Here is a 16851-nt window from a genome sequence, read left to right on the forward strand (position 1 = left end):
TTCGCCCCCAGCGACGGCCGGGCCCCGGAAAGGTTGCGCGGGCGCGTCTCAACCTTTTCGAGCGTACGCCCGTAATCCCCGGTGGCCGATCTTGCCTACGAGGGAGCAAACCCATGAAGAAACGCCTCGTCATCGCCGGCACCGTCGCCGTCGCGTGCGGCGCCCTGGCGGTGTCCGGCGTCCTGACCAGCGCGAACGCCGAGACGACGCCAGCCGCGCCGGTGACCGCCGCGGCGCAGCTGGCCGCGGCTCCGGTCTCGCCGCCGCCGACCCGGGCCGCCGCTTCGGAGCACGAGGTGCTCGGCGAGGTGATCGGCACCGGCATCCGCGACAGCTCCGGCGAGCTGGTCTTCTACGGCGTCAAGGTGACGGAACCGCGGCTCCCGCAGACGACGTTCGGCATCATGGGCGGCATCCGCGACGCGGCGGGCGGGCTCAAGGACGTGATCATCGTCAACGAGACCTCGGGCAGCGACAAGGCCCCGGGCTTCCACGGGGTGACCGGCGGCGCCAACCTCGACGGCCACGACGTCCCGAGCTTCGGCTACTACGCGGGTCCGGCGGCGAAGATCACGGCTCAGGTCGGGGGTGCTTCGGTGGTGGCGCACCAGGCCCGCTGGAGCGCGGACCCGAACGTCGTCGTGTTCTGGTTCGACACCGCGGCCGACCCGGGCCGGCTGCGCGCCTACAACGCGGCGGGTGACAAACTGCCGTCGGGACGCACGGACGTCGGCCACGGCTGAAACGTTGCGTAACCGATATCCTGCACTCGGTGACCGGGCGCTAGATTGTGCTCCGTGCGCACCTTGGGGGGAATCTTCGCCGCCGCATGCCTGCTGACCTGCGTCACAGCGTGTTCAGGCGGTTCCACGGCGGCGGCGCCGGCGATCACGTCGGCGTCGCCGTCATCCACTTCCGCGAGCAAGCCGAAGACGACCACGACGGCTCCGACACCGACGTTCGCGGCGGTCGTCTCGCCGGCCAAGGTGACGGCGGCCTGCCCGTTCCTCGGCGGGTCCGAAGTCCGGCAGCTCACCGGAAGGCCGGACGAGCGGGGCGAGGGCACCGAAGGCGCGCCGGAGAAGGTCGGTTCGGGCATGGCCTACCGGTGTTCGTACGGGCTGAACGGCGAGCTGTTCGTCGTGGCGATCCCGGGCGCCCAGAACCCGACGGCCACGATCGGCAAGCTCAACAAGGAGTGCATCGAGGCCGCGGTGCCGCTCCCGGGCATCGCCGAGTACACGACCCAGTGCAAGGGGCCGGACCACGAAGAGATGATCGCGGTGGGCAAGCGCGCACACGGCCAGACCCGGGTCGCGCAGTTCTACGTCCCGCTGACGCGCAGCGACGTGTACCTCTCGATCGCGAAGCTGCTCGGGGACCGGCTCTGATGCCCCGTATCGCGGGAGTTCTCGCGGCCTGTTGCGTGCTCACGGCGACGGCGTGCACGAGCGATCCCGCGCCGAGGCCCGTCTCGACGACACCACCGCCACCTTCCACCTCGGTGGCCAAGCCGACGACAACCGCACCGACGTTCACCGCGGTGGTTTCACCGGCCGACGTCACCGCGGCCTGCCCGTTCCTCGGGAACACGGAACTCGCGGAAGTCCTCGGCAGCACCGAGAAAATCCGGCAACCGATCGAAGTCGAGGCGAAGCCGGCCGGGCCGTCGAAGACCTACCACTGCTCGTACGCCCTCGGCGACCTCTACGTCACGGCCTTCGACAGCGACGAACTGCCGTCGCCGTTGATCGATCAGAAGCGGGAGAAGTGCGAGGGTGCGCCCTCGCCGATCCCGGGCGCCGGTGAGGTCGCGAGCCGCTGCGACGTCCAAGGCGGCACCGCCACGGTCGCGATCGCGAAGCGGAGCCACAAGCAGTCGCGGATCGCGCGCTTCGACCTTGCCAGCCGCACCAGGACGGACGCTTACACGAGCCTGGCGAAGTTGCTCGGCGACCGGCTCTGAGCTACTCGGTGAAGTCTCCCGACGGCGCGCCCCAGCCGGTGGCGTCACCGCCACGTTCCTCGGCCAGCTCGCGGCGGCGGGTGTTCTCCGCGCGTACCCGGTCCACTTCGGACTGGATGTACTCCTCGTCGTAGCGCTGGAACACGCGGGCCGGGTTGCCGGCCACCAGGGTGCGGGGCGGGACGTCCTTGGCCACCACCGAGTTCGGCTGGACCGTGGCGAAGTCGCCGATCGTCACGCCCGCCATGATGACGACCAGGCCGCCGATGAAGCAGCCCTTGCCGATCTTCACCGGCTTGCGCTCGATCAGGTCGCTGCCCGAGTGGTTCTGCAACGTCATGTTCGCGAGCCAGCTGGAGTGGGTGAAGATCAGCGTGTTCAGCCCGATGCTCGTGTGCTCGCCGATCTCGAGGCCGCCGCTCGCGTCGAGCGCGGCGCCCTCGCCGACCCAGCAGTGGTCGCCCATTTTGAGGTTCTCGGGGCTGATGATCTTGACGCGCTCGCGCACGCGGCACGTCTCGGGCAGGCCGTAGTACTTCGCCCGCTCGGCGTCGTTCATGTACTGCGAGACGAGCTCGGTCAGGATCTGCGGGCGCAGCCGGTGGCTGCGCTCGTCATCGAAGAACATCGGCTTCCGAGGCTTCCGTCACCAGTTTTTCGAACGTGCGCAGGTGTTCTTCGGCGACGACGTCGAGGCCGAAGTTCGACCGCACCATCTCGCTCTCGCGCTGCGCGATCACCGCCCGCCGCTCCGGGTCGTCGAGCAGGCCGATGACCGTCGAGGCCACGGCTTCCGCGTCGTCCGGGCGGACCAGCAGCACGTTCTCGCCGTTGCGCAGCTCGATGCCCGGGTAGTTGTCCTCGGTGACCGACGCGATCGTCGCCGTCCCCGAAAGCATCGCCTCCAGGGACGCCGTGCCGCAGCCGCCGTTGAGGTCGTGCGTCACGATGTCGGCCGCCGCGAAGTACGCCGGGACGTCCTCCTTCGGCACCGCGCCCGTGACGACCAGCGCCTCGGAGACGCCCAGTTCGGCGGCCCGCTTGAGGAACGCGTCGTGGTAGACACGGCCGACGATCACCACCCGCACGCCGGGGTGCTTGTCCAAAATGGACGGCAGGGCTTCGATGAGCGGCAAGCGGTTGCGCAGCGGGATGACGTGCCCGAGCGAGACGATCAGCGGCGCGTCGCCGATTTCGTGCTCCGCGCGGACGTCCTTCGTCACCGGCTTCGCGAAGTGGCCGGTGTCGACCGCGATCGGGAAGTACTCCGAGTTCGCGTCGCTGGTGCCGTAGCGCTCGACGCAGTAGTCGACACCGAGCTTGTCGAGGATGACGTACCGCGGCCGGATGTAGGCGAGGATCGGCCGCACGAGCACCGCGTCGAGCATCCGGAACACGCCGCCGTACAGCTTGTTGTCGCTGATCAGCAGGGTGTGGATGGTCAGCAGCACCGGGATGTTCCGCCGGCGCGCGTAGATCCCGGCCAGCCACGACAGGTCGAAGAACTGGCCGTGCAGGTGGATCGCGTCCGGCTTGAACTCGTTGAGCAGCTTCCACAGCCGCCGCCAGTTGCCCGGCCGCACCGACGCGAAGCTCATGTCGAAGTCGATCGACAGGCCGACCTGGGGCATCTTCGTGGCCGGGAGGCGGACGACGCGGTAGCCGTCACGCTCCTCTTCGGCCGGGGCGTCGGCGTAGGCGGCCGTGATCGCCAGGACCTCGTGGCCCTCTTCGACGAACTGCGCCGCCAGCGACGCCGACATGTGCGCGCTCCCGCCCACTCGCGGCGGGAAGAAGTTGTTGACCACCGCGATGCGCATCGCACGTCCTTGGGCAGGGCCCGCGGTGGTGCTCACTCGGAGTCCTTGACCAGCTGCCGCATGCCCTCTTCGACAGTGATCCGCGGCTCCCAGCCGAGCACGTCGCGGGCGCGGGTGATGTCGGCGGCGCGGCGCGTGACCAGCACGTCGCGTTCGTTGAACAGCGGCTCGACGTCGACGCCGACGGCCTCGATGAGGATCTTGGCCAGCGCGGCGATCGAGGTGTCGATGCCGGTGCCGATGTTGATCGGCAGGTTCGCCTGCTCCGACTCCAGCGCCGCGACGACCGCGCGCGCCAGGTCGGCGACGTGCACGAAGTCCATCGACTGGTCGCCGCGGCCGTCGATGATCGGCGGCTGGCCGGCGCGCAGGCGCTGGATGAAGTGGTTGATCACCGAGGTGTAGTAGGCCTCGATCTTCTGGCCCGGGCCGTACACGTTGAAGAAGCGCAGCGCGTTCCAGGACAGGCCCTTGGTGCGCTCGTAGAAGCCGAGCATGTCCTCGCCGGCGCGCTTCGAGATGCAGTACGGCGTGAGCGGCTTGAGCTCGTCGTCCTCGTGCATCGGCAGCCGCTTCGGCTCGCCGTAGACCGACGCGGTCGAGGCGAACACGAGTCGCTCGACACACTCGTCGGCGGCCGCGGCGAAGACGTTGTGGTTGCCGACCATGTTGATGTCGATCGACTCGGCCGGGTCGGCGATCGACTTGTTGATCGACACCGTGGCGAAGTGGATGACGTGCGTGCAGCCGCGCATGGCCTCGCGGACCGCGCCGCCGTAGCGGACGTCCTGCTCGACGAGCTCGACCTTGCCGGTGGCGACGAACTCGTCGACGCGCGCGCGGTCGCCGCGGGTCATGTTGTCGAAGATGCGGACGGTGTAGCCGCCCTCGATCAGCAGGGGGATGACGTGTGCGGCGATGAACCCACCGGCCCCGGTGAACAGGACCTTTTTGTCGGACACCAATTTCTCCTCGGTCGGTGGCTTCAGGACAGTGACTGCACGGCGGCGCGCACGACCTCGCCGACGCGCGCCACTTCGGCGTCCGTCAGGTTGGCGTGCATGGGGATGGCGAGCTGACGCGCGAACGCGTCGGCCGACACGGGCAGCGGGGTCTGGGGGCCGTAGATCGGCTGGAGGTGGGAGGCGTAGGTGCCGAAGTTGCACTGGACACCCTGCTCGCGGATGCGCAGGGCCAGCGTGTCGCGGCTGATCGACGGGGCGACCGTGAGCAGGTAGGCCTGCCACGGGTGCTCGCGGTCGGGCAGCTCGACGGGGACGGTCAGGGCGCTGACGTCGTCGAACGCCTCGTGGTAGCGCTTCGCGACCGAGCGGCGGGCGGCGAGCAGGTCCGGCAGGCGGTCGAGCTGGACGCCCATGATTGCGGCCTGCACGTCCGACATGCGGAAGTTGTACCCGAGCTCGTGGAATTCGGGGATCGGCAGCGTGTTCGAGCCTTCGCGGCTGATCGCCGGCTCGATGCCGTAGGTGTGCAGCTTGCGGGCGTGCGCGATGAGGTCTTCGCGGTCCGAGACGAGCGCGCCGCCCTCACCGGCGGTGATGCCCTTGCGGCCGTGGAAGGAGAACGCGGCGAGGTCGGCGAGGCTGCCGGCCGGGCGCGTCTTGTACGTCGCGCCCGCGGCGCAGGCGGCGTCCTCGAAGAGCCAGAGGCCGTGCTTGTCGGCGATCGCGCGGTACTCGTCGAAGTCGCCCGGCTGGCCCGCGACGTCGACGGCGAGGATGCCGACGGTCCGCGGGGTGATCAGGGCTTCGACGTGCGCCGGGTCGGCGCTGAAGACGTCCGGGCGGATGTCGGCGAACACCGGGGTGGCGCCGGCCTGGACGACCGCGTGGCCCGTCGCCGGGAACGTGTAGTCACCGACGATGACCTCGTCACCGGGCTGGACACCCAGCACCTTGAGGCCGAGGAAGAGGGCCGAACCGCAGTTCGCGGTCGCCAGCGCGTGGGCCGTGCCGGTGACCTGCGCGAACCGTTCCTCGAAACGGCGGCACGCCGGACCGGCCCCGGCCAGCCAGCCGGACCGGAAGACCTCGGCGACGGCGGCTAGCTCTTCTTCGCCCACGGTCGGTTGACCTAGGGCAATGCTGTCGGTCGGCATACCTCTCCCATTGCGTGGGGACCCGGCGAAGTGTATATACGCCGGATCATTCGGTTGACAGCCCCACGCCGAACCCCACTTTCGAGTGATCCCCACGGCGCCTCGCCGAACGTCTTACGCTGGGCACATGCGATTCGGGGTGCTGGGGGCCGTCGCCGCGTGGCGCCCGGACGGCACGCAGGTGGCGGTGGGCGGCCCGCGGTCGCGAACCCTCCTGGCGCTGCTCGCGCTCGAGGCCGGCCGGTTCGTCCCGGCCGAGCGGCTGATCGACGGGATGTACGGCGAGCACCCGCCGGACGGCGCGGCCAACGCCCTCCAGTCCCAGGTGTCCCGGCTGCGGACGGCCCTGAAGGACCTCGCGCCGGTCGAGTTCACCACGGCGGGCTACCGCCTCGACGTCGAACCGGACGAAGTGGACGCACTCGCCTTCGAACGGCTCGTGCGCGAAGGCCGTGCGCTGCTGAAGGCCTCGGAGCACGCACGAGCCGCCGACGTGCTGGGTGAAGCGCTGGCGCTGTGGCGCGGGGACGCCTTCAGCGACTTGGCGGACGCGCCCTTCGCCGTCACCCAGGCCACCCGGCTCGCGGAGCTGCGGGCCGAGGCGGCCGACGACCACGTCGAGGCCCGGCTGGCCCTCGGCCAAGCCGAGGACGTCCTCGCCGGGCTGCGCGAGACGGTCGCCGCGCACCCCCTGCGGGAGCGGCCGCGCGCGCAGCTCGTCCGCGCGCTGCACGTCGCCGGCCGGTCCGCCGACGCGCTGGCCGCGTTCGAGGACGCCCGCCGCACCCTGGCCGACGAGCTGGGTGCCGACCCCGGCCCGGAGCTCGCCGAGGTCCACCTCGCCGTGCTGCGCGGCGAGACCGAGAAGCCGACGATCCCGGCGCTGCCCGCGCAGCTGACCAGCTTCGTCGGCCGCGACGCCGAGCTGCGGCAGGTCTCGGAGCTGCTGGCGCGCGCCCGGCTCGTCACGCTGCTCGGGCCGGGCGGCACCGGCAAGACCCGGCTGGCGATCGAAACCGCCGCGGTCGTCGAAGGGCCGGTCGCGTTCGTCGAGCTGGCGCCCCACGGCGGCGCCGAGGTCGTCGGCGCGGTGCTCGGCGCGCTGGGCCTGCGGGACACCGCGCTGCGGCAGCGCGAGGCGCAGGACCCGGCCGACCGGCTGATCGCGGCGCTGCGCGACCGCACGACGTTGCTCGTGCTCGACAACTGCGAGCACGTCGTCGACGCCGCGGCCCGGCTGGCCGGGCGGCTGCTCGGCGCGTGCCCCGGCCTGCGGGTGCTGGCCACCAGCCGCGAGCCGCTCGGGATCACCGGCGAGCAGCTGGCGCCGGTGCCGCGGCTGGCCGTGCCGCCGCCCGGGACGTCCGCCGCACGGGCCGGCGAGTTCCCGGCCGTCCGGCTGTTCGCGGACCGCGCGGCCGCGAGCGACCCCGCGTTCGCCCTCGACGAGTCGACGATCGGCGACGTCCAGCACATCTGCGCCGCCCTCGACGGCCTGCCGCTCGCGCTGGAGCTGGCCGCGGCTCGCGTCCGGACGCTGCCGGTCGGCGAGATCGCGGCCCGCCTCGACGACCGGTTCCGGCTGCTCGCCCGCGGCAGCCGCACGGCCGAGGAGCGGCACCGGTCGCTGCGCGGTGTCGTCGAATGGAGCTGGGACCTGCTCGACGACGAGGAGCGGCGGCTGGCGCGGCGCATGACGGTCTTCCCCGGCGGCGCGACCCTCGCGGCGGCGGCCGAAGTGTGCGGCGCGGACGACGCCGTGCTGCCGGAGCTGGCCGACAAGTCGCTGGTCGAGGCCGTCGGCGGGCGGTTCCGGATGCTGGAGACGATCCGCGCGTTCGGCGCGGAGAAGCTCGCCGAAGCGGGCGAGACGGACACCCTGCACCGCGCACACGCCGAGTACTTCCTGCGGTTCGCCGAAGAGGCGGACCCGATGCTGCGGACGGCGGCGCAGCTGGACTGGCTGGCCCGGATCGACGCCGACTACGACAACGTCCTGGCGGCGCTGCGCTGGGCGGCCGACGCGGACGTCGTCATCGCGGTCCGGCTGGTCACGTCGCTGGCGATGTACTGGTGGATGCGCGGACGGCGGTTCGAGGGCGCGGTGCTGTCGCTCGAGGTCGTCAAGCGCTGCGGGCCGGAGGTGCAGGCGGAGTACCTCGAGGAGTTCCTGCTCTGCCTGCTCAGCGCCCTGGCCGGGATGCCGGGTGAGGAGGCGCTGGCGCCGTACGTGCCGCTGGCCCGCCGGTACGCCAGGGACTCGATGTGGTCGCCGCGGCACCCGATGCTGATCATGCTGCTGGCCGTCGTGATCGGGCCGCCCGCCGACGACGCCGAGATGTACGGGCGCGGCGAAGTGATGCTGGCGCACGGCGAGCCGTGGACGTGGGCGATGGTCCCGATGGGCCTCGGCCTGCGCTCGATGATGACCGGCGACCTCGTCCAGGCCGAGGAGGGCCTGCGCGAGGGCGCGCTGCAGTTCGGCGAGCTCGGCGAGCGGTGGGGTCTTTCGATGGCCCTGGACCACCTTTCGCAGCTGCTGAGCTGGCGGGGCGAGTACGCCGAGGCGCTGGTGAAGATGGACGAGTCGCTGGCGTTGATGCACCAGCTGGGCGCGACGGACGACGCCGCGGACCTGATCACCCGCCGCGCCTGGACCCGCCTGCTGCAGGGTGACCACGCGGGCGCGCGGGCGGACTACGAGCTCGCGGAGTCGACGGCCCGCCGGTCGGGCATGCCGGAGTCCCGCGCGGCGGCCTACATCGGCCTGGCCACCCTGTCCCGCTTGGACGGTGACCTGCCGACGGCCCGGTCGTGGTGCGAACGGGCGCTGGCGGAGTGCGAAGGCGGCTCGTTCGCGGCGGAGACGGCCCACGCGGCGGCGTTGATCTCGCTGGGCTGGCTGGCCCTGGGCGAAGGCCGGGTGTCCGACGCGGCCGGGCTGTACCGCGAGGCGTTGCAGGTCGGCCGCCGGTGGCACGCGGGTGACGTCGTGGCGTTCGCCCTGGAGGGCCTGGCCGGCGCGGCCGTCCACCCGGAACAGGCGGCGGTGCTGCTGGGCGCGGCGGCGGCCGTGCGCGGCACGGCGATCAGCGGCGACCCGGACGTCTCGGCGGTCCGGGCCCGGGTCCGAGAGTCGTTGGGAGCGGCGGGTTTCGAACAGGCCTACGTGGTGGGACTGGGGATGAGCGCCCAGAAGGCCCTGACTACGGCCGGGCTGGCGGACTGACCAGCGGGACCGCGTACCGGTCACCCGACTTCACCATCGCCAGCAGCGGTTTCGTCGCGACGCCGAGCACGCGCGCGGCCCACCGGCGGCCGTTGCGCCGGGCGATGTCCGGACCGAACCGGTCCATCAGCGCCACCAGCCCCGGCAGCGTCCGCACGAACAACGTCACTTCGCGGATCAGGCCCTCGTCGTCCAGCCGCAGCAGTGCCGCTTCTTCGATCGGCTCGCCGCCGATGCGTGCGGTGTAGACGACCACCCGGGTCCGCTCGTCGCCGACGTCCGTGTGGAAGCGGATCTCCGTCAGGTGCGAGTACGCCACCTCGATCAGCGCCCGCAGTTCGGCGTGCCCGGTGAAGCGCACCCGCGAAGTCAGCGGTGAGTGCAGCACCGCGTCCGCGGCGAACGCGGTCATCGCCAGGTCCACGTCGCCCGTCTCCGCGGCGGTCCGGTACGTCTCGGTGCTCATCGCTCCCCCTTGGTCAGTGCGGCCAGGCCGCGCCACAGCAGGTCCACCGTCAGCGCCACGACCTCGTCGCGCGGGACCTCGCGGTGGCGCCACCACCAGGTCGCCACCGCGTTCAGCGCGCTCTTGCTCGCGTCCGCCAGTACCTCGTCGGCCAGCGCGCGCGGGATGCGGGCGGTCAGGTCGAGGCTCGGGAAACCGTGGAACAGCGACGTCAGGTTGGCCGTCGCCCGGTGCTGGCCCGCCCGGTGCGTCGCCGCGACCGCCGGGTCCGACGGAGACTCCGCGAAGATCATCCGCCAGCCCCGCCCGTGGGTTTCGATCCACGCGAAGATCGCGGACACGCGGCTGCGCAGCAGCACCTCCGGGTCATTCGACGGCGGCAGCTCGGCCCAGCCGGCCAGCAGGTCGTCCACTTCGGACGCCAGCAGGGCCGCGTACAGCTCCGCCTTCGACGGGAAGTGGTCGTAGAGCACCGGCGTGCTGATTCCGGCCGCCGCCGCGACTTCGCGCATGCCGGCCGCGTCGTAGCCCGCCGAGGCGAACACGTCGGCGGCCGCGGCGAGGATCAGCTCGCGCCGCGCTTCCCGGGTCAACCGCTTACCTGACATCGGTTAGGTACGTTACCTGACGGACGTTAGGTAACGCCAGGAGGCAGCGCGGACCGGGGACTCGCGTAGCCTGGTCGATCGTGCGCAACGTGGTGGTCGTCGGGGGTGGGATCGTCGGTCTGGCCGTGGCCTGGGAGCTGACCAGGCGCGGGCTGGACGTGACCGTGCTGGAGAAGGAGCCGCGGTGGGCGGCGCACCAGACCGGGCACAACTCGAACGTCGTCCACGCCGGGCTCTACTACAAGCCCGGCTCCTTCAAGGCGCGGATGTCCGTCGCGGGCAACCGGTCCATCGTGGACTTCGCGCGCCAGTACGGCGTGCCGGTGGAGGTGTGCGGGAAGCTCGTCGTCGCCACCGACGAGAAGGAGATCCCCGCTCTCAACACGCTCGCCGAGCGGGCCGAGGCGAACGGTGTGCCCGCCAAGAAGATCTCGCCTGCCGAAGCGCGTGAGTACGAGCCGGAGGTCTCCTGCGTCGCCGCGCTGCGCGTCGAGTCGACCGGGATCATCGACTTCCCCGCCGTCTGCCAGGCGCTCGTGCGGCTGCTCGACGAAGCGGGTGTCGACCTGCGGCTGAACAGCCCGGCGCTGGCCATCCGCTCCGGCAGCAACGGCGGCGTCGAAGTGGCCACGGGCAACGACGTCGTCGTCGCGGACGGGCTCGTCAACTGCGCGGGTCTGCACTCCGACCGGGTCGCGCGGCTGGCCGGGCTGACGCCGTCCGCGAAGATCGTGCCGTTCCGCGGTGAGTACTACGAGCTCAAGCCCGAACGCCGCGGCCTGGTCAAGGGCCTGATCTACCCGGTGCCGGACCCGACGCTGCCGTTCCTCGGCGTGCACCTCACGCGCATGCTCGACGGCAGCGTGCACGCCGGCCCCAACGCCGTGCTCGCGCTGCGCCGCGAGGGTTACCGCTGGGCCGACTTCTCCGCGAAGGACGTCGCCGAGGTCGCCGCGTTCCCCGGCGTCTGGCGGCTCGCGAAGAAGTACGCGTTCCCGACCGGGCTCGACGAGGTGCGGCGCTCGTTCTCGAAGAAGCGTTTCGCCGCGAGCCTCGCCCGGCTCGTCCCGGCCGTCACCGAGGACGACATCGTCCGCCACGGCTCGGGCGTCCGCGCGCAGGCGATGCGCCGCGACGGCTCGCTCGTCGACGACTTCCTCATCGAGACCGCGCGTGACCAGGTGCACGTCCTGAACGCGCCGTCACCGGCCGCGACGAGCGCGCTGGAGATCGCGCGCCACATCGCCGACCAGGTGTCCGCCTAGCCCGGCAGGTTCGGCGTCACCAGCGGCAGGCCCTTCTTCACGAGGTCGCACGTCTTGGTGTCGTCCCCGACGAACCCGCTGACGACCTGCACCGACGACGTGTCCGTGATGGCCAGGGTCGCGCCGCAGGTCGCGCGGAGGCCACCCATGTTCGGGAAGATGCCCCACTTCTTGCCGCCGACGTCGACGGTCTCGGTCGCCGGGACGCCCTTCGCGCCGGGCCACTCGGTCACCGGGGTGCTCGGGCCGAACCAGACCTCGAACGCCTTCTGGCCTTCGTCGCCGTCGGTGTCGTCCCACAGGCAGAACGTCGCGTTCGGCACCGCGGAGGAGTTGTCCTTTTCGCCCTCGGGCTTGATGTTGGGCAGCTGCGCGACCTGATCCGGCTTCAGCATCGTGCACGGGTCGACCGACAGCAGCGGCCCGCCCGGCTCGGCCTTCGCCGGCCCCGTCGGGGTGATCGACGGCGCGTCCTGCCCGCCGGGCAGGTGCGCCGCGACCTGCGGGACCACCGCCTTGGCCAGCTCGCACGCCTTGTCCAGCGGCGGTTCCGAGACGCTCACGTACGCGAAGGACTTGTCACCGAGCAGCGCGTACAGCACGCAGTCGTCGCCGATGATCGACGGGTACTGGGTCCAGGTGAACCCGGCGATCTGCTGCGGCTCGGACTTCGGCACGGCGCCGGCGATGTACTCGTTGAAGTCGATGTCCGTCGTGTAGCCGACGTTGAGGAGGGCCGACGGCTCGACGTCTTCCTTCGTGCTCCACAGGCACATCGGCGTCTGGAGCCGGTCCTTGTTCTCCTGGACCGAGCGGCCCTTGGTCTCGTAGCCGAGGGCGTCGAGCTGGCCCTCGTCGAGCAGCGTGCAGGCGTCGATGTCCTTGACGATCGCACCCTGACCCGGCACCGGCGACGCCGATCCGCCGACCGCCACCGTGCAGCCGGACACCACGGTCAGGGCCGCCACGGCCACCACGACCTGCCACTTCACGCGCATACGTTGAGTCCTCTCCCGTTCGGCCCGCACGATACTGGGACGAACGGGAGAGCACCGGGGATCCGCCGGATTCAGCGCGGCGTGAGGACTTCCTTGCCGCCGACGAACGGGCGCAGCGCCTCCGGGACGCGCACGGAGCCGTCCTCCTGCTGGTGGTTCTCGATGATCGCGACGATCCACCGCGTGGTGGCGAGCGTGCCGTTGAGCGTCGCGGCGATCAGCGGCTTGCCGTTCTCGCCGCGGTAGCGGACCGAGAGGCGACGGGCCTGGAACGTCGTGCAGTTGGACGTCGAGGTCAGCTCGCGGTAAGCCTCCTGGCTCGGGACCCACGCCTCGCAGTCGAACTTGCGGTGCGCGGACGTGCCGAGGTCGCCGGTCGCGGTGTCGATCACCCGGTAGGGCACCTCGATCTTCGCGAGCATCTGCTCTTCCCAGCCGAGCAGCCGCTCGTGCTCGGCCTCGGCGTCCTCCGGCTTGGTGTAGACGAACATCTCGACCTTGTCGAACTGGTGCACGCGGATGATGCCGCGGGTGTCCTTGCCGTACGAGCCGGCCTCGCGGCGGTAGCAGGACGACCAGCCCGCGTAGCGCTTCGCGTCGTCGTTCAGGTCGAGGATCTCGTCGGCGTGGAAGCCGGCGAGCGGCACCTCCGACGTGCCGACGAGGTACAGGTCGTCGTCCTGGAGGTGGTAGATCTCGCTCGAGTGCTGGCCGAGGAAGCCGGTGCCGGCCATGATCTCGGGGCGCACCAGCGACGGCGTGATCATCGGCGTGAAGCCGTTTTCCAGCGCCTGCGCGATGGCCATGTTGAGCAGGCCGAGCTGCAGCTGCGCGCCGACGCCGGTGAGGAAGTAGAACCGCGAGCCGGACACCTTCGCGCCGCGTTCCATGTCGACGCCGCCGAGCGCTTCGAGCAGGTCGAGGTGGTCGCGCGGGGTGAAGTCGAACTTGGTGGGCTCGCCGACGTGCTTGACGACGGCGAAGTCGTCTTCGCCGCCGACCGGCGCGTCCGGGTGCACGAGGTTCGCCACGGTCCGGAAGAGCTGGTCGAACTCCTCCGACGACGTGTTCTGCTCCGCCTCGGCCGCCTTGACCTGGGCGGCGAGCTCCTTGGCCGTGGCCAGCAGCTGCTGCTTCTCCTCCGGCGGGGCCTTCGGGATCTGCTTGCCCAGGAGCTTCTGCTCGTTGCGCAGCTTGTCCGCGGCCGCGATCGAGGAGCGGCGCCGGGAGTCGAGGGAGAGCAGCTTGTCGACCACTCCTTCGTCCTCGCCACGGGCGCGCTGCGACGCGCGCACGGCTTCCGGGTCATCGCGCAGAGTCCTGGGGTCAATCACGAAGACAGAGGGTAGTCCGTACAGACTGTGCGTCCCTACTGGGTTATCCCGACAGTCTGATCGTTGAAGCGCTCTTCGCGGCCTCCTCATACTTCTGGGAGACCCCGAGGAGGCGCCCCGATGACCGACGAGCTGCTCGCCCGCCACCGCGCTGTGATGCCGTCCTGGATGTCGCTGCTCTACGAGGAGCCGATCGAGATCGTGCACGCGCACGACCGGCGGATGACCGACTCGCAGGGCCGCACCTACCTCGACTTCTTCGCCGGCGTGCTGACGAACTCGATGGGCTACGACGTCGCGGAGATCGGCGACGCGGTCCGCAAGCAGCTCGACACCGGCATCCTGCACACCTCGACGCTGTACCTGATCCGCTCGCAGGTCGAGCTGGCCGAACGGATCGCCGCGCTTTCGGGCATCCCGGATGCCAAGATGTTCTTCACCAACTCCGGCAGCGAGGCCAACGACACCGCGCTGATGCTCGCGACGCAGTTCCGGCGCAGCAACCAGGTGCTGGCGATGCGGAACTCCTACCACGGCCGCTCGTTCGGGACGGTCGCGATCACCGGCAACCGCGGCTGGTCGGCGTCGGCGCTGAGCCCGGTCAAGGTCAACTACGTCCACGGCGGCTATCGCTATCGAAGCCCGTTCCGCGACCTGTCGGACGCCGACTACATCAAGGCCTGCGTCGCCGACCTGGTCGACGTCCTGGACACGGCGACCGCGGGCGACGTCGCCTGCCTGATCGCCGAGCCGATCCAGGGTGTCGGCGGCTTCAGCCTGCCGCCGGACGGCCTGTTCCGGGCGATGAAGGAGGTGCTCGATTCCTACGGGGTGCTGTTCATCTCCGACGAGGTCCAGACCGGCTGGGGCCGCACGGGCGAGCACTTCTGGGGCATCGACGCCCACGGCGTCACGCCGGACATGATGACGTTCGCGAAGGGCCTCGGCAACGGCCTCGCGGTGGGCGGCGTGGTCGCCCGCGGCGACGTCCTCGACTGCTTCCAGGCCCAGTCGTTCTCGACGTTCGGCGGCAACCCGGTCTCGATGGCCGGCGCGACGGCCGTGCTCGACTACATCAAGGACCACGACCTGCAGGCGAACTGCGCGGCCCGGGGCCGTCAACTGCTCGACGGTCTGCGTGCCGCCGATTCGCCGATCGTCGCCGAGGTCCGCGGCAAGGGCCTGATGATCGGCATCGAGCTGATCAAGCCGGGCACGACTTCTCCCCATGTTCCGGCGGCCGCGCGAATGCTGGAGGAAACGAAGAAGCGCGGCCTGCTGATCGGCAAGGGCGGCCTGCACGGCAACGTCCTGCGGCTCGGCCCGCCGATGACCTTGACGGCAGACGAGGCCCAGGAGGGCTTGGACATCCTGGTCGACGCGCTGGCGGCCACCCACGCGGCACTCGCCTGAGCTGAGCAGCCCCCGATTCCAGCCTAACGGGAGGGCCTGACACTCCCGGGTCCGTGAAAGCCGTGAAGGCCACCTTGAGGGACTCTGAGTCCCTCAAGGTGGCCTTCACGGCTTTGGGCGAGCGGAACTGTCGGCCTGCCTCGGTAGCGTGGAAATCGGGGGCTGCTCAGCCCCAGACGAAGCGCACCACGTGCTCGGCCAGTTCCTCGCCGGCGTCTTCCTGCAGGAAGTGACCCGCGCCCGCGATCACCGGGTGCTCCAGGCCCTGCGCGCCCTTCAGGGACCGCTGCAGGACCGGGGCCAGGCCACCCGTGATCGGGTCGCCGTCGGAGAAGGCCACCAGGAACGGGACGTCCAGCTCCACGAGGGTCTTCCAGGCTTCGCGGTTGGCCGCCGACGCCGGGTTGTCCGGCTGGTAGGGCACCAGGCGGGGCATCGCCCTCGGCGCGGCCTTGTACATCTCGTTCGGGAACGGTGCGTCGTACGCCGCGCGCACCTCGGGCGAAAGCGAGGAGTTGCAGCCCGACTGGACGAACCGGGCGACGTCCAGCACCTGGGCCTTCTCGATGGCCTCGCGGAAGGCGTGCCAGACGGCCGGCATGTCGTGGTCGCCGGTCGGCAGGCCCGTGTTGGACGCCACCACACGCGCGAAACGCGAGGGGTGCTCCGCGACCAGGCGCAGCCCGATCAGGCCGCCCCAGTCCTGGCCGACGAGCGTGACGTCACGCAGGTCCAGGGCGTCGAACGCGAACCCGCGCATCCACTCGACGTGCCGGGCGTAGGTGTGGTCGACCATGTCGCCGGGCTTGTCGGACCGGCCGAAACCGACCAGGTCGGGCGCGATGGCGCGCAGCCCGGCGGCGGCCAGCACCGGCAGCATCTTGCGGTAGAGGTACGACCAGCTGGGCTCACCGTGCAGCAGCAGCACCGGTGGACCGTCCGCGGGGCCGGCCTCGACGTAGCCAACTCTGATCACGCCGCCGTGCGGGTCGTCGAGCTCGACGTACCGCGGCTCGAAGGGGAAGTCGGGCAGGTCCGTGAACCGGTCGTCCGGTGTCCTCAGCAGGCGCACGAACCCCACGCTAGTGGGAACAAGAGAGCCGGGCCACGCACGTGGCCCGGCTCACCTGGATGCCACCGGATCAGGAAATGCCGACCGCCACGACGAGGCCGAGGCCGATGTGCGCGGCCGCGACGACGATGCTCACCGGGGCGAACTTCTCGCTCTCGATGGTCGACGCCACGTCGATGCGGGTCGCCCACTCCAGCAGCCGGACGGCGACCACCTGGACGATGATCCCGAGCAGGCCGTAGACGAGCGAGGTGATCAGGCCCTCGGTGAGGTCGCTCGCCGAGTTGAAGATCGCCACGACGACGATGAACGACATCGCGAGCAGGCCGGACGAGGTCACGATCACCGCGTTCGGCAGGCCCGCGTGCACCAGCTTCGACAGCTTGCCGGGCGTGGTCCAGTCGATGGCGTAGAAGCCGGCGAACATCAGCAGCAGGCCGATGACGCCGTAGAGCAGGATCGCGCCGATCCCCCGCACGAGGTCGGAGCCGAACGTGTCGGACAGCGCAAGGGTCGTGTTCACGAGTTCTCTCCCAGGAAAAAGAGCTGATCAGCAGCGGT

At 70.8% G+C, this 16851-nt stretch carries 16 protein-coding genes; 6 read left to right on the top strand and 10 right to left on the bottom strand.

What is annotated here, in order from left to right; translation table 11 throughout:
• Window positions 1-113: 113 nt before the first annotated feature.
• From ACIOD2_RS20165 to ACIOD2_RS20175, 3 genes are all read left to right on the top strand, one after another.
• A complete protein-coding gene (locus tag ACIOD2_RS20165; protein ID WP_400539942.1) occupies window positions 114-743 on the top strand; it encodes a hypothetical protein in 630 nt (209 codons plus the stop codon).
• Window positions 744-797: 54 nt separating this feature from the next.
• Window positions 798-1391, top strand: a complete 594-nt coding sequence (locus ACIOD2_RS20170; protein ID WP_400539944.1) for a hypothetical protein — start codon at window positions 798-800, stop codon at window positions 1389-1391.
• 113 nt (window positions 1392-1504) lie between these two features.
• Window positions 1505-1966, top strand: a complete 462-nt coding sequence (locus ACIOD2_RS20175; protein WP_400539946.1) for a hypothetical protein — start codon at window positions 1505-1507, stop codon at window positions 1964-1966.
• 1 nt (window position 1967) lies between these two features.
• Here ACIOD2_RS20175 and ACIOD2_RS20180 read toward each other — a convergent pair whose 3' ends face one another.
• The 4 genes from ACIOD2_RS20180 to ACIOD2_RS20195 are packed head-to-tail and all read right to left on the bottom strand — an operon-like array spanning window position 1968 to window position 5905.
• Window positions 1968-2594 carry an acyltransferase gene (locus tag ACIOD2_RS20180; protein WP_400539948.1) on the bottom strand — a complete coding sequence of 209 codons (627 nt, stop codon included), beginning with the start codon at window positions 2592-2594 and terminating at the stop codon, window positions 1968-1970.
• Complete coding sequence (locus tag ACIOD2_RS20185) at window positions 2581-3786, bottom strand: glycosyltransferase family 4 protein (protein ID WP_400539950.1); 1206 nt, start codon at window positions 3784-3786, stop codon at window positions 2581-2583. Before ACIOD2_RS20185 ends, ACIOD2_RS20180 begins: the two co-directional genes overlap by 14 nt.
• A gap of 32 nt (window positions 3787-3818) precedes the next feature.
• Complete coding sequence (locus ACIOD2_RS20190) at window positions 3819-4748, bottom strand: NAD-dependent epimerase/dehydratase family protein (RefSeq protein WP_400539952.1); 930 nt, start codon at window positions 4746-4748, stop codon at window positions 3819-3821.
• A gap of 23 nt (window positions 4749-4771) precedes the next feature.
• Window positions 4772-5905: a DegT/DnrJ/EryC1/StrS family aminotransferase gene (locus ACIOD2_RS20195; protein ID WP_400539954.1), complete on the bottom strand. Its 1134-nt coding sequence runs from the start codon at window positions 5903-5905 to the stop codon at window positions 4772-4774.
• 127 nt (window positions 5906-6032) lie between these two features.
• Here ACIOD2_RS20195 and ACIOD2_RS20200 point away from each other — a divergent pair, with 127 nt between their 5' ends.
• Window positions 6033-9134, top strand: coding sequence for a BTAD domain-containing putative transcriptional regulator (locus ACIOD2_RS20200; protein ID WP_400539956.1), 3102 nt, complete (start codon window positions 6033-6035; stop codon window positions 9132-9134).
• On the opposite strand, the gene ACIOD2_RS20205 is transcribed toward ACIOD2_RS20200, so the two are convergent.
• Both ACIOD2_RS20205 and ACIOD2_RS20210 read right to left on the bottom strand, forming a co-directional pair.
• The gene (locus tag ACIOD2_RS20205) at window positions 9112-9600 is read right to left on the bottom strand and encodes a nuclear transport factor 2 family protein (protein WP_400539958.1); all 489 of its coding nucleotides are present in this window, start codon (window positions 9598-9600) and stop codon (window positions 9112-9114) included. The genes ACIOD2_RS20200 and ACIOD2_RS20205 overlap by 23 nt on opposite strands.
• Window positions 9597-10193 (bottom strand): TetR/AcrR family transcriptional regulator, encoded by a 597-nt coding sequence (locus ACIOD2_RS20210; RefSeq protein ID WP_400539960.1) that lies wholly within the window; start codon window positions 10191-10193, stop codon window positions 9597-9599. The genes ACIOD2_RS20205 and ACIOD2_RS20210 overlap by 4 nt, the downstream gene beginning before the upstream one ends.
• A gap of 95 nt (window positions 10194-10288) precedes the next feature.
• Between ACIOD2_RS20210 and lhgO the strand changes: the two genes are divergently transcribed.
• A complete protein-coding gene (gene lhgO, locus ACIOD2_RS20215) occupies window positions 10289-11473 on the top strand; it encodes an L-2-hydroxyglutarate oxidase (RefSeq protein ID WP_400539962.1) in 1185 nt (394 codons plus the stop codon).
• Here lhgO and ACIOD2_RS20220 read toward each other — a convergent pair.
• Together ACIOD2_RS20220 and serS are read right to left on the bottom strand one after the other, a co-directional pair.
• Window positions 11470-12471, bottom strand: a complete 1002-nt coding sequence (locus tag ACIOD2_RS20220) for a DUF3558 family protein (protein ID WP_400539964.1) — start codon at window positions 12469-12471, stop codon at window positions 11470-11472. The two genes, lhgO and ACIOD2_RS20220, sit on opposite strands and share 4 nt — an antisense overlap.
• 71 nt (window positions 12472-12542) lie before the next feature.
• On the bottom strand, window positions 12543-13805 hold the full coding sequence (serS, locus tag ACIOD2_RS20225; protein WP_400539966.1) for a serine--tRNA ligase: 1263 nt from the start codon (window positions 13803-13805) through the stop codon (window positions 12543-12545).
• A 120-nt stretch (window positions 13806-13925) separates the two neighbouring features.
• Here serS and ACIOD2_RS20230 point away from each other — a divergent pair, with 120 nt between their 5' ends.
• Window positions 13926-15218: an aspartate aminotransferase family protein gene (locus ACIOD2_RS20230; RefSeq protein ID WP_400539968.1), complete on the top strand. Its 1293-nt coding sequence runs from the start codon at window positions 13926-13928 to the stop codon at window positions 15216-15218.
• 166 nt (window positions 15219-15384) lie between these two features.
• Here ACIOD2_RS20230 and ACIOD2_RS20235 read toward each other — a convergent pair whose 3' ends face one another.
• Both ACIOD2_RS20235 and ACIOD2_RS20240 read right to left on the bottom strand, forming a co-directional pair.
• Window positions 15385-16290: a haloalkane dehalogenase gene (locus ACIOD2_RS20235; protein WP_400539970.1), complete on the bottom strand. Its 906-nt coding sequence runs from the start codon at window positions 16288-16290 to the stop codon at window positions 15385-15387.
• 70 nt (window positions 16291-16360) lie between these two features.
• Window positions 16361-16813 (bottom strand): DUF350 domain-containing protein, encoded by a 453-nt coding sequence (locus ACIOD2_RS20240; protein WP_400539972.1) that lies wholly within the window; start codon window positions 16811-16813, stop codon window positions 16361-16363.
• Window positions 16814-16851: the final 38 nt, after the last annotated feature.

It is taken from the genome of Amycolatopsis sp. NPDC088138 (assembly GCF_044741685.1).
Taxonomy (GTDB): Bacteria; Actinomycetota; Actinomycetes; order Mycobacteriales; family Pseudonocardiaceae; genus Amycolatopsis.

Coding starts and splice junctions, on each gene's coding strand:
- ACIOD2_RS20165 (WP_400539942.1), top strand. CDS start 114: ATGAAGAAACGCCTCGTCATCGCCGGCACCGTCGCCGTCGCGTGCGGC.
- ACIOD2_RS20180 (WP_400539948.1), bottom strand. CDS start 2,594: ATGTTCTTCGATGACGAGCGCAGCCACCGGCTGCGCCCGCAGATCCTG.
- ACIOD2_RS20185 (WP_400539950.1), bottom strand. CDS start 3,786: ATGCGCATCGCGGTGGTCAACAACTTCTTCCCGCCGCGAGTGGGCGGG.
- ACIOD2_RS20195 (WP_400539954.1), bottom strand. CDS start 5,905: ATGCCGACCGACAGCATTGCCCTAGGTCAACCGACCGTGGGCGAAGAA.
- ACIOD2_RS20200 (WP_400539956.1), top strand. CDS start 6,033: ATGCGATTCGGGGTGCTGGGGGCCGTCGCCGCGTGGCGCCCGGACGGC.
- ACIOD2_RS20205 (WP_400539958.1), bottom strand. CDS start 9,600: ATGAGCACCGAGACGTACCGGACCGCCGCGGAGACGGGCGACGTGGAC.
- ACIOD2_RS20220 (WP_400539964.1), bottom strand. CDS start 12,471: ATGCGCGTGAAGTGGCAGGTCGTGGTGGCCGTGGCGGCCCTGACCGTG.
- ACIOD2_RS20230 (WP_400539968.1), top strand. CDS start 13,926: ATGACCGACGAGCTGCTCGCCCGCCACCGCGCTGTGATGCCGTCCTGG.